The sequence below is a fragment of the Pseudofrankia coriaricola genome, assembly GCF_032027725.1.
Taxonomy (GTDB): Bacteria; Actinomycetota; Actinomycetes; order Frankiales; family Frankiaceae; genus Pseudofrankia.
The window spans coordinates 39,923-50,537 of the sequence record NZ_JASNFO010000060.1 but is presented as its reverse complement, the minus strand read 5'-3'; the positions used below and the strand labels follow the sequence as shown (position 1 = coordinate 50,537).

The 10,615-nt window shown below is 71.8% G+C and carries 13 protein-coding genes; 7 read left to right on the top strand and 6 right to left on the bottom strand.

Going from position 1 to position 10,615, the window contains the following annotated elements; all coding sequences use genetic code 11:
* Positions 1-1,257 (bottom strand): thiolase family protein, encoded by a 1,257-nt coding sequence (locus tag QOZ89_RS29365; protein WP_312626736.1) that lies wholly within the window; start codon positions 1,255-1,257, stop codon positions 1-3.
* Between the two features lie 152 nt (positions 1,258-1,409).
* Here QOZ89_RS29365 and QOZ89_RS29360 point away from each other — a divergent pair, with 152 nt between their 5' ends.
* The gene (locus QOZ89_RS29360) at positions 1,410-1,766 is read left to right on the top strand and encodes a Zn-ribbon domain-containing OB-fold protein (RefSeq protein WP_071054326.1); all 357 of its coding nucleotides are present in this window, start codon (positions 1,410-1,412) and stop codon (positions 1,764-1,766) included.
* Positions 1,767-1,787: 21 nt separating this feature from the next.
* Here QOZ89_RS29360 and QOZ89_RS29355 read toward each other — a convergent pair whose 3' ends face one another.
* From QOZ89_RS29355 to QOZ89_RS29345, 3 genes are all read right to left on the bottom strand, one after another.
* Complete coding sequence (locus QOZ89_RS29355; RefSeq protein ID WP_071054328.1) at positions 1,788-2,210, bottom strand: helix-turn-helix domain-containing protein; 423 nt, start codon at positions 2,208-2,210, stop codon at positions 1,788-1,790.
* Between the two features lie 161 nt (positions 2,211-2,371).
* Positions 2,372-3,037: a hemerythrin domain-containing protein gene (locus QOZ89_RS29350; RefSeq protein ID WP_071054330.1), complete on the bottom strand. Its 666-nt coding sequence runs from the start codon at positions 3,035-3,037 to the stop codon at positions 2,372-2,374.
* A gap of 237 nt (positions 3,038-3,274) precedes the next feature.
* Positions 3,275-4,138 carry a DUF4388 domain-containing protein gene (locus QOZ89_RS29345; protein WP_312626730.1) on the bottom strand — a complete coding sequence of 288 codons (864 nt, stop codon included), beginning with the start codon at positions 4,136-4,138 and terminating at the stop codon, positions 3,275-3,277.
* A gap of 190 nt (positions 4,139-4,328) precedes the next feature.
* Between QOZ89_RS29345 and QOZ89_RS29340 the strand changes: the two genes are divergently transcribed.
* Positions 4,329-4,694 carry a hypothetical protein gene (locus tag QOZ89_RS29340; protein WP_071054332.1) on the top strand — a complete coding sequence of 122 codons (366 nt, stop codon included), beginning with the start codon at positions 4,329-4,331 and terminating at the stop codon, positions 4,692-4,694.
* Between the two features lie 242 nt (positions 4,695-4,936).
* The gene (locus tag QOZ89_RS29335; RefSeq protein ID WP_071054334.1) at positions 4,937-5,302 is read left to right on the top strand and encodes a roadblock/LC7 domain-containing protein; all 366 of its coding nucleotides are present in this window, start codon (positions 4,937-4,939) and stop codon (positions 5,300-5,302) included.
* A 119-nt stretch (positions 5,303-5,421) separates the two neighbouring features.
* Here QOZ89_RS29335 and QOZ89_RS29330 read toward each other — a convergent pair whose 3' ends face one another.
* On the bottom strand, positions 5,422-6,135 hold the full coding sequence (locus QOZ89_RS29330; RefSeq protein WP_312626726.1) for an HAD family hydrolase: 714 nt from the start codon (positions 6,133-6,135) through the stop codon (positions 5,422-5,424).
* Positions 6,136-6,277: 142 nt separating this feature from the next.
* Between QOZ89_RS29330 and QOZ89_RS29325 the strand changes: the two genes are divergently transcribed.
* On the top strand, positions 6,278-7,390 hold the full coding sequence (locus QOZ89_RS29325; RefSeq protein ID WP_312626724.1) for a baeRF2 domain-containing protein: 1,113 nt from the start codon (positions 6,278-6,280) through the stop codon (positions 7,388-7,390).
* Between the two features lie 134 nt (positions 7,391-7,524).
* Positions 7,525-8,223: a dienelactone hydrolase family protein gene (locus tag QOZ89_RS29320; protein WP_116271852.1), complete on the top strand. Its 699-nt coding sequence runs from the start codon at positions 7,525-7,527 to the stop codon at positions 8,221-8,223.
* Positions 8,224-8,274: 51 nt separating this feature from the next.
* On the opposite strand, the gene QOZ89_RS29315 is transcribed toward QOZ89_RS29320, so the two are convergent.
* Entirely contained in the window at positions 8,275-8,547 is a 273-nt protein-coding gene (locus QOZ89_RS29315; RefSeq protein ID WP_397428860.1) for an MFS transporter, read from the bottom strand.
* 143 nt (positions 8,548-8,690) lie between these two features.
* On the opposite strand from QOZ89_RS29315, the gene QOZ89_RS29310 reads away from it, so the two are divergent.
* Complete coding sequence (locus QOZ89_RS29310) at positions 8,691-9,686, top strand: phosphatase PAP2 family protein (RefSeq protein WP_312626720.1); 996 nt, start codon at positions 8,691-8,693, stop codon at positions 9,684-9,686.
* Between the two features lie 56 nt (positions 9,687-9,742).
* Complete coding sequence (locus QOZ89_RS29305; protein ID WP_312626718.1) at positions 9,743-10,585, top strand: Fpg/Nei family DNA glycosylase; 843 nt, start codon at positions 9,743-9,745, stop codon at positions 10,583-10,585.
* Positions 10,586-10,615: the final 30 nt, after the last annotated feature.

Here is a 10,615-nt window from a genome sequence, read left to right as displayed (position 1 = left end):
CTACCCGGCGGTGAGGAGGAGGGCTCCGGCTATGGGGCCGCCGCCGGCGCCGACAGCGGCGACCCGATGGCGGGCGACCTGGCGGTCGCCGGCCTGGCCGCGAAGCTGCACGCAGGCCTCGTGGAGAAGCCAGTAGCCGTGCATCCGGCCGGCCGAGAGCTGCCCGCCGTAGGTGTTGAGCGGAAGGCTCCCCTCCAGGGCGATCTTTTCGGGGTCCCCGACGAATGGCCCGGATTCGCCCTCGCCGCAGAATCCGAAGGCCTCGAGCCAGGCGAGGGTCAGGAATGTGAACCCGTCGTACAGCTCGGCGAAGTCGACGTCGACCGGCCGGAGATCGGTATGCGACCACATCTGGGCCGCCGCGTCGACCGACGCCATGTTCGGGTAGTCAGGCCGCATGTACCAGCCACCGGGGCCTGTGGACCCACCCATCGCCTCGATCCGGACCGGGTGCTCGCACGCCGAGGCGTGGTCGGCCACGGACACAACGACCGCGACCGACCCGTCGATCGGCACGTCACAGTCCAGCAGCCCGAACGGTTCGGACACCTTCCGCGCGGAGACATAGTCGTGAAGCGTGATCGGGTCTCGGTAAACGGCCAACGGGTTCAGCCCGGCGTTGCGCCGGCTGTTAATGGCCAAAATGCCGAGCTGTTCCTTGGTCGTGCCGTATAGATGCATATGCCGGCGGCAGTGCATTGCCAACCAGTTCGCCGCCGAGTAGGCGTGGTATGTCATCAGCTCGTCCAGCCCGGCTGCCAGCCCATTCCGCGGCGGGTAAGCCCGGGCGGGTGCGGACGCCGCGGATTCCACGACCTCGAATCTGTCCGCTTCCGGTCTGCCCGCGTCCGGTCTGCCCGCGTCGCCGGTCCCACCGGCGCCGTCGAGGTGGGGCGCCTCGCCGCCGGGGAGCACGGCACCGCCCATCATCTGGACGGTGCGGTAGACCAGCACATGACGAGCGCGTCCGGTGGCGACCGCGATCACGGCCGACATCACTGGCGAGAGCAGCCCACCGGTGTCGACGTCGCCCCCGAGGTAGGTCGGCGCCAGCCCCAGGGCCGCGCACGCCTCCTCCAGCGGAGTGTCGCCCAGGGTGGCGACGCCGTCGATGTCGGTGGGCAGTAGCCCGGCATCGGCTATCGCCTGTCGGGACGCCTCCGCCGTGAGGTCCGTCCCCGGGATTCCGGTACGTCGGCCGATCCGCGAGATCCCGACTCCCGAGATGATGGCGCGCCGCTCCGGCAGTCCGGTCATGGCGTGACGCTATGCCCGCCGCCACGACGCAGTCACCCGATGTGCGATGTGCGACGTGCGAAACAGGCACGAATCCGACCGGTGTCCTACGGTCTGAAGAACAAGGGCGTTGCCCACGACCGATCGGCGCTGATCCCGAATCCGGAGGCCTCATGACGACGCCGGCAGTCGACGCGGACAGCCAGCTTCTGATCTATCGGTGTGTGGACTGCCGGCGCTGGATCCATCCCGAGACCAAACGCTGCCCGGAGTGCGCTGGAGAGCTGGTAGCCGAGCCGGTGAGCGGCGACGCCACGGTCTTCACCTTCACCGTCAACCATCACGCGTTCCACCCGGCCGTGCCGGTGCCCTACGTGATCGCCATCGTCGAGCTCGCCGAGCAGCCCGGCCTCCGCCTCGTCAGCAACATCGTCGGCTGCGCGCCGGAGGAGGTCACCATCGGCATGCCGGTGCGTGTCCTCATGGAGCAGCGTGGCGGCACGCTGGTCCCCGTGTTCGAAACGGCCTGAGACCTCGGCCTGGCCGCCGCCTCAGGCCTTCACCAGGTGGCGGGCGATGTCGTCGACCCGCCGTTCGATGCGGCGCAGGGCATGCAGGATCTGCTCGGGCAGGTCGGGCCGGGCGGTGACAGCCGCCTGTCGCGTCACCCGGGCCCCGGGGGCCGGTCCCTCGCCGGTGGCCAGTTCCGGATACTGATCACCGAGCAGCACACGAACGAGGTGATCGTCGGGCCAGTCGAGCGCCCGCGAGACCGCGGACAACGTCGAGTTCTGCACGCGCCGGTCGCCATTGCCGCGCTGGAGTACCCGCAGCGTCGCGACCGAGACTCCGGCCGCGAGCGCCAGTTCCTGCTGGCTGACCCGCTGGGTCGACATCCGCGCGCCCAGCGCGGTGGCGACGGAGCGCCAGTCCTCATGGACCGCTCGAAGGTGACGTTCCCCGTTGTTTGTCATGCAGCAAACGATACCGCCCAAACCACCCGGACGATCACCGGGAACACGCGGGACCATGGCGTTCCCGCCGAAACCTCCCGGCCAGACGACTTCACTACGGCCGCCGGCCCGGCGGTGACCGCGGGGGAAGCGGATCGGGAAAGGAGGACGCGCCGGCCAGGTCACGCCACCTGGCTGGGGGCCACCCGCTCGGGAACCGCGCCGGAAGCCGCGGTGCCGGCGTAGAGGCGGCCTGCGCGGCGCTGGTAGGAAGGCGCCCAGATGAGCTTGAACAACAGGCGCGGAACGAAGGGGACCGTCGCCAGCACGGCGGCGCGCATCGGGGCGTCGGCCACACTCGCGAGCCAGCCGTAGAGGACCGGGATGTCGCGGCGGTTGAAGCCCTGCCGCACGTCCTTGTCGATCTCCTCGAACTCGGCCGGCGTGATCTGCTCCAGGATGAGCGGGAACGCCACCGCCTCCTCCTCGTGGAGGTGCACGTTGATCAACTTCTGGAGCTCGGCGAGCACCCCCGCGCGCTGCGAGAGCGGGATGGTGGTGTCGCCCGCGATGGTGACCAGCGGGTCGATCTCGGCGTGCTGGGCCTCCAGCCGGTCGAGCCCGGCGACGGCGTACGGCACCCGGGCACGCAGCACCGGCCAGAAGCGCTTGTCCTCGGCGGTGTGGTGGTGGTGCAGCGTCCGCAGCGTCAGGGCGATCTGGTCCTCGATGAGCGCGGCGTGCGCGGCGTCACGCGGCGCGCGGGCCACGGCGGCGAGCCTGCCGTACTCGACCCGCATCGCGTTGTGCAGGAGGCGGATGGTCTGCAGGTGGTCGGACGTGGACATGGCGGCGTTCCTCCCGTGATTCGCGCCCGTCACCCGAGGTGAGGGCCCGCGGGGTGCGGGCCGGTTCGGGGCGGACGGAGCATCACCCGGGCGGAGCACCGCCGTGGCCGGCCTGTCGCTCGCCGGACGGCCCCCGGATGCCCATTGGCCTGCCAGCACCACCGGCCCCGGTGGCTGGCTCGCCGAACGCGTGGCCAGCAGGTACCACGCGGCGACGACCGCGGGCGACACCCTCCGTCACGAGGGGCCGCCCGTGTTCCTCCGGTGGAGGAGACGGCGCCGGGGAGCGGCCTCTCCGTCCGTGGATTCGACGACCAGCTCCAGGCCTTCATCGGCGCCGGGGCGACCCACCGCGATCGGGGACGAGGCGCTGATCGGGCCGGCCGGCCGAGGCTGCTGAGGCGGCGTGCCGGTGGCGGCGGGCATGAGCGGTTGCAGGGCGATCTGGCCGTCCTCGAGCAGGAGCCTGAGATCCGACATGACGGCGAACAGGCCACGGCCGAGCAGGAACGCGATGTCCCGGCACGTCCGCCGGCCGTTGACGCGGGTGAGGACCTCCGCCCGGTCCTCATTGATCGGCGGGGCCGAGGCCGTGGGATGCGGCCGTACCCACGGGTCCAGACCGCGCTCCCGCCATTCGGCCGCGATGTCCACCCGGCGGCGCGTCTCACGCACCACTCGACCGACGTCCATCCCGGGCACGAGGGGCACGAGGGGTGGCAGGCCGGGCCCGGCCGGATCCGGCGAGCAGGTGTGGACCTCCGCGACCGCGAGGGCGAACACGGCGTCCATGGCGGCGGTCTGTGTCAGCACCTGTACGGAGGCGCTCCCCAGCAGCCCGCGTTCCACCAGCGCGGCGCGCAGGCGTCCCTCCGGCGCGGCCTGCGCGAAGGTTTCCGTCCAGTCCTCACCGGAGATCCGGCCCGACCGGAGCAGCAGCGGCTCCAGCCCGGGCGCGGCGGCGGTCTCAGCCGCGATGACCAGACCCGAATGGAACACGATCATGCCGCCGACCCGGGCGCTCTCGACCCGAAGCGTTCCCGTGAACTGTTCGTCACCGAGGCGGGACAAAGTGGTGAGGAACAGCAGACTATCCGTCACAAATTAGTCCCGTCATGCTACCTACCCAAACGTGTCGGTCGACAACAAGGTCGACGAAGCAAAGGATATGGTCACGAGTATCCAAGTGCTATCGACTGACCCAACGAGCACACAAGCGCCGGAAAATTGCCCCAGAGCAAACCCTCTCTAATCACAACCGCGGGTTTGCTCCGGGACGGAAAGTGGCGAAATGGACATCGAGACCGCCCTCAAGGAAGCGATGGCGATCGACGGGGCACTCGGGGCGGCACTGGTCGACTACGAGAGCGGGATGATGCTGGGCGCGGCGGGCGGCGGGCGCACGCTGAACCTCGAGATCGCCGCGGCGGGCAACACCGACGTGGTCCGTGCCAAGGCCAGGACCCTGGAGGCCCTGGGTGTGCGCGACGTCATCGAGGACATCCTGATCACCCTGGAACGGCAGTACCATCTCATCCGGCTCCTCAGCCGCGGGGAGAACCGGTTGTTCCTCTACCTCGCGCTGGACCGCTCCCGCTCCAACCTCGCGCTCGCCCGTCATGGCCTCCGGTCGATCGAACGTGAGCTGAGCGTCTGACGGCCGATAGGCAGGGCCCGCCGGCCGGAGAGGCCGCGGTACTACCTCCCGTCGCTTGACGGGAGGTTTCGACCTGCCGTCGGCGCTTCGGCTCACACGTCTGCCCGAATGTGGTGGCCACCGCGCCACAGGAAGGCACGGCGAGCCGCGCCGAAGCGCCCGCGGCGTCGGCACGGCTCTTGGCGAGCAATTATCTGGTACTCCATCGGGCGGCCCTACCAAGAATGCGATGAGTACGTCGAATGAATACCGAGACCATTCTGGCGGAGCTCACGGCGCTGCGTGAGCACGTTACCGGGGTGACGAACAGCGCGGTCGCGTCGGTGGACGGTCTGCTGATCGCCCACGACGCGAGCGACGTCCGGCCGGAGGTGCTGGCCGCCATGGCCGCCGTCGCCCTCGGCCTGGGAAAGAGCACCGGGGCGGAAGTGGGCATGGGCGAGCTGCGAGAGGTGATCACCCGCTGCGAGGGTGGCCACATCGTGGTCTACGCCGTCCGCGAGACGAGCCTGCTCGTGGTCCTGGGCGACGAGGGGCTGGACATGAACCGGCTGCACCTGCACTCCCGGCCCGCCGTCACCCGGATTGGCGAACTACTGGCCGCGTGAGCCATCACCTCCTCGCGCCGCGGACCGCGGCTGGTCGCCGCCGACAGCCGCGGCCGGCCCGACAGCCTGTTTCCAGTGCCGCTCACAGCCCGCGGCTCACAGCCCGCGGCGGGCGGCCGTCAGAAGTGGCGCAACAGCTCGCCGAACGTCCGGAGCTGGAGCACGCCCGGGTCGGCGGCGTCGAGCTCCGCGTGTTCCAGCGCCCACGTGTTCGTGTTCGGGATGAAGACAGCCCCCCACCCGGCGGCGCGGGCGGGCAGGATGTCGGACTTCGGCGAGTTCCCGATCATCCACGTCGCCGCGGGGTCCAGGGCCAGCTCGCGCGCCAGCAGCTCGTAGGCCTCGTTGTTCTTCTCGGCCACGATGTAGGTGCCCACCCCGAAACACGGCGCGAGGCCCGAGGCGTCGATCTTGGCCTGCTGCTCCTCCGGAACTCCCTTGGTGAGCAGCGCGAGCTCGTGTCGACCACCAAGCTCACGTAGCGTCTCCGCGACCCCGGGCATCAGCTCGACGCGGTGGTCCAGGAGGGCGGCCGCGAGCTCGTCGATCTCGCGTCGTTCCCCGGCGTCCGCGGGACGTTCCCAGAGGCGCTCGAACAGGTCGTGCAGGCTGCGCAGGAACACCTTGGTCCCGTAGCCGTGAGCCGCCGCGTTCGCCGCCTCGACGTCGTTGAGCATCGTGCGCAGCGCGGTCCGCTCCAGCGTTGGATGGGCCAGCCACTCCAGGTAGTCGGCGATCACCCGCTCGAAGCGGATGTTGTTCTCCCACAGCGTGTCGTCCGCGTCGAACACCAGTGTGAACCGCGTGCCGGGCGCCGTCTTCCCTGATTCCACGTCCCGATCTGAACAGATCCGGAGCGCCCGCGTCGACCGGATTTCACCTACTCCGCTCGCGCGGCCCCACTCCGGCACGAGCGCACTATCGCCGGCCAAGCCGGGTAAGGGCTCGAAGTCTGGACGAAGTGAGGAGGCCGTAGTGACTGCCCTCGTGACCGCGGACATGAACATCGGACGGCTTATCGCCACGACCGGCCCGATCGCGACTCTTTACCTGGGCATGGCGGACAACCTCGACGACATCGAGCATGAGCGGGCGCTGCGGTGGCGTGGCCTGCGCGACCGGCTGGCCGCGGAGGGCACCGACGGCGCGACACTCGCCGCGCTGGACGAGACCGTGCACTCGGTCGGACCCACGGATGTCGCTCTCGCGGCGTTCGCGGCCGATGGCCGGGTCGTGTCGCGACAGCAGGTGTCCGAACAGCTCGGGGACCGGGGGATGTGGGCGCAGCTGCCCTGCGCTCTGCCACTGCTCGCCTACGAGCAGCGGACAGTGCCATGCGTGGTCGCGCTCGCGGACCGGACCGGAGCCGACCTACGAGTGGAGATGGACGGGTCGCGCATCTTCGCCGAGGTCGAGGGCACCGACGATGAGATCGAGCGCAACGCGCCCGGCGGCTGGTCACAGCGCCGCTACCAGGACCGCGCGGAGGACTCGTGGGCGCACAACGCGGCCCAGGTGGCGGAGGCGGTGACGCGGCTGACCGAACAGGTCAACGCCGCGGCGGTCGCGCTGGGAGGCGACTCGCGGGCCGTCCAGCTGGTTCGGGAGCACCTCCCGCCCCGGGTCAGCCCGCTCGTCCACCAGCTGGAGCACGGCAGCCGCCACCCCAGCCGCGGCGGCCGGAAGCACGAGCAGGAGGTCCGTGACCTGGTCGGCGCGTTGGCCCAGTCGCGGACCGTCGAACTGCTGGGGCGCCTCGCCGAGGACCGCGCGCATGGCCGCGCCGTCGAGGGCACTCCGGCGACCCTCGCCGCCCTCTCCAGATCCCAGGTGGGCACCCTCCTCGTCGTCGACGACCCGGGCGACGACCGGGTGGCCTGGTTCGGCCCGGACCCGACCGACGTCGCCGCCGAGCCCGCGACGCTCGCGAGCCTGGTCGGCTCGCCGTCGCGCGGCCGGCTCGCCGACGTGGCCGTGCGCGCCGCGCTCGGTACGGGCGCCACCGTGCACGTCCTGTCGCCGGACCTCTCGGACGGGCCCACCGACGGGCTCGCCGGCCTGCTCCGCTACCCGCGGGTAGACGGATAGCGCCCCGCCCGGGCTGGCCTCCGGGCGGGCGATCGACGCCTTCGGGCTGGCGCCTTCGGGCTGGCCGAGGCCCGAGGCGGCAGCTCGGCCCACCCGACGACACACATCCCTCGACACCGAGGAGGTGGCCCGCAATGACCTTTTCCGACCGAGCGAAGGCCGGCCAGCGGCTGGCGCGCCAGCCGGGGGTGGAGGTCGAGATTCCCGCCGGCACGGCGCGTCTGGGCGGCCAGCTCACTGTTCCCGAAGGAGCCGAAGCCGTGGTCGTGTTCGCGCACGGCAGCGGCAGCAGCCGGCACAGCCCGCGCAACCGGTACGTCTCCGACATGCTCACCGACGCGGGGCTCGCCACGCTGCTGTTCGACCTGCTCACCTCCGCCGAGGAGGACGAACGAGCGAACGTGTTCGACATCGACCTGCTCGGCCGCCGGCTCGTCGAGGTGACCGGCTGGCTTCGGGGCGAGCTGGGCACCTTCTGCCCCGCCGTCGGCTACTTCGGGGCGAGCACCGGCGCCGCCGCCGCGCTGTGGGCGGCGGCCGAGCTTGGTTCCGTCATCGGTGCCGTCGTCTCCCGGGGTGGGCGGCCCGATCTCGCCGCGTCGCGGCTACCCAGGGTGGCTGCCCCTGCCCTGCTCATCGTCGGGGGCGACGACGAGGCGGTCCTCGAGCTCAACAACCGCGCGGCGCAGCTGCTGCGGCACGAGGCAGAGGTCGTGGTCGTCCCGGGAGCGACCCATCTGTTCGAGGAGCCGGGTGCCCTGGAGTCCGTCGCCGCGCTCGCGCGCGACTGGTTCACCCGCCACCTCACCCCGGTCGGCGCCCGCCGCCACTGAGCGGCGCGAGCGCGCCTCGCGCCTCGCGCGCCACCGCGCAGAGCCGCGACCTCAGTAGGCCTCGACGCGGCGGTTCGGGACCGCGAGCGCGGCGATCGCGGCCAGGACGCCGGCGGCGGCGCAGATGCCGAACAGCGGGTGATAGCCGAGATGCTGGGCGATCAGGCCGGCGAGCGGCAGGCCGACCGCGGCGCCGACGCCCATCATCGCGCTGATCGTGGCGATCCCCGCTCCCACCCGCTCCCACGGCAGCAGCACGGCCAGCAGGCTGATCCCCAGCGGGATGTTGTCCGTGACGGCGTCGATCAGTGCGCCGACGACCAGCGTGCCCAGCGCGACCAGCAGCAGGCGGAAGATCCACCTCCGGTTATGGTCCAGAGCGACACGAAGATGCGACGTCGCGTCGATTCGACGGAGGGAACGAACAAGCCGGAGGCAAGGAAAAAGTCAGGAACAAGGTAGTAGGCATGGGGAGCTGGCGGTGCGCGTGGCCGCATGTCCCCTCGGGCGCCGCATCCGGGGGCCAGATGATGCCCGAGCCGACGCGGGAGGAGTGGTCAGCGAGTGAGCCGCTCAGCCTGGTCTCCGGCGGGCTGCTCGCCGTGATCCTCCTCGCCCTCGTCTACCGGGCCGCCCGCCGGTCGGAGCGGCTGCGTGGCTGGGCGGCCCGCCACCTGAGCTGGGTGCTCCGGCCCGGTCGCGCGCTGGTCGTCTCCCTGCTGGTTCTCGCCGCCAGCGGATGGATCTTCGGCGGTCTCGTCGAGGACGTGGAGGAGGGCCGCGGCGTGATCAGTGCCGATGCCCGCCTGCAGCGGGACGTCATCGGCCAGCGCGCCGGCTGGCTCACGCCGCTCGCCCGCACCGTCACCAACCTGGGCGCCGCGCCGGTCGTCTACGGGGTGGTGGCCGCCCTCGGCGCGGCGCTGTGGTGGCGGACCCGGCAGTGGGTGCTGCCCGTCGGCGCGATCGCGCTGCTCTGGGCGGGCCAGACGGTGCGGGTGGCGATCAACCAGGTGATCGCCCGCCCACGGCCACCACAGGCGCTGTGGCTCGTCCACCCTGGTGGTTACGCCTTCCCGTCCGGCCACACCACGATGGCGACGATCGGCTATGGCCTGGCGGCCGTCCTCCTGCTGCGACTGCTGTCCGGCGGCCGGATCGCCGTCGCGGTCGTCAGCGCCGGGGCGGCGGTCCTCGCCGTCGCGGTCGGGCTGTCCCGTGTCTACCTGGGCGTCCACTGGCCCAGCGACGTCGCCGGCGGCTGGTCCCTCGGCGTCGCCTGGCTGGCGCTGGCCGCGAGCATCGTGTGCCTCTATCGGCGACGACCCACCAAACCACCGCCCCCACCTGCACCCGCACCCGCAGCGCCACCGGCACCGGCACCGGCACCGGCACCGGCACCGGCACCGGCACCGGCACCGGCCGACCCTGGTCCGCCCAGCACGACAGCGCAGACCGAGTGACGTCGACCACCGGCGCGCGGCGCGGTTCGCCGGTGGGTCGATATGCTCGGCCGGCCATGCCGGAAGGTCACACCACCCACAGGCTCGCCGCGGTCCACCGGGACATGTTCCGTGGCCGGCCGGTCGCGGCGACGAGCCCGCAGGGACGGTTCGCCGACGGAGCGCGCCGGGTAGACGGGCGGGTCCTCGACGAGGCCGAGGCACACGGGAAGCACCTGCTGCTGCGGTTCGACGACGACCAGGTCCTGCACGTGCACCTCGGCATCTACGGCAAGTACGCCCTCGGCCCACCGCCGGCTCCGGCGCCGACGGGAGCCGTCCGGCTGCGGCTCGCCAGCAGCGCCGGCTACGCCGACCTGCGCGGCCCGAACGCGTGCGAGCTGCTGGGGCCGGGCGAGGTGAAGGCTCTGCGCGACCGGCTCGGGCCCGACCCGCTGCGCGCCGACGCCGACCCGGAAGCCGCCTGGCGCAAGATCAGTCGCAGCCGCACGTCGATGGCCGTTCTCCTCATGGACCAGACCGTGGTCGCGGGGCCAGGCAACATCTACCGGGCCGAGGTGCTCTTCCGTGCCGGCATAGACCCGTCGCTGCCGGGCAGGGAAACGGCCCGCGGCCAGTGGGACGCCGTCTGGGCCGACCTGGTCGCACTCATGGCCGACGGCGTCCGGACCGGCCGGATCGACACGGTCCGGCCCGAGCACACCCCGGAGGCGATGGGCCGCCCGCCCCGCGTCGACGACCACGGCGGCGAGGTCTACGTCTACCGCCGCGCCGGCCAGCCCTGCCTCGTCTGCTCGACCGAGGTCATGACCAGGCAGCTGGCCGCCCGCAACCTCTTCTGGTGCCCCATCTGCCAAGGGCCGCGGGCGCTGGACGCGCCGCTTGCCGTCGGACGCTAGGCGTCCTCCCCGCGTGGTGCCCGATACAGG

Excerpts from the sequence above, each read along its gene's own strand:
- QOZ89_RS29365 (WP_312626736.1), bottom strand. The coding sequence starts at position 1,257 with ATGACCGGACTGCCGGAGCGGCGCGCCATCATCTCGGGAGTCGGGATC.
- QOZ89_RS29360 (WP_071054326.1), top strand. The coding sequence starts at position 1,410 with ATGACGACGCCGGCAGTCGACGCGGACAGCCAGCTTCTGATCTATCGG.
- QOZ89_RS29355 (WP_071054328.1), bottom strand. The coding sequence starts at position 2,210 with ATGACAAACAACGGGGAACGTCACCTTCGAGCGGTCCATGAGGACTGG.
- QOZ89_RS29350 (WP_071054330.1), bottom strand. The coding sequence starts at position 3,037 with ATGTCCACGTCCGACCACCTGCAGACCATCCGCCTCCTGCACAACGCG.
- QOZ89_RS29340 (WP_071054332.1), top strand. The coding sequence starts at position 4,329 with ATGGACATCGAGACCGCCCTCAAGGAAGCGATGGCGATCGACGGGGCA.
- QOZ89_RS29335 (WP_071054334.1), top strand. The coding sequence starts at position 4,937 with ATGAATACCGAGACCATTCTGGCGGAGCTCACGGCGCTGCGTGAGCAC.
- QOZ89_RS29320 (WP_116271852.1), top strand. The coding sequence starts at position 7,525 with ATGACCTTTTCCGACCGAGCGAAGGCCGGCCAGCGGCTGGCGCGCCAG.
- QOZ89_RS29310 (WP_312626720.1), top strand. The coding sequence starts at position 8,691 with ATGGGGAGCTGGCGGTGCGCGTGGCCGCATGTCCCCTCGGGCGCCGCA.
- QOZ89_RS29305 (WP_312626718.1), top strand. The coding sequence starts at position 9,743 with ATGCCGGAAGGTCACACCACCCACAGGCTCGCCGCGGTCCACCGGGAC.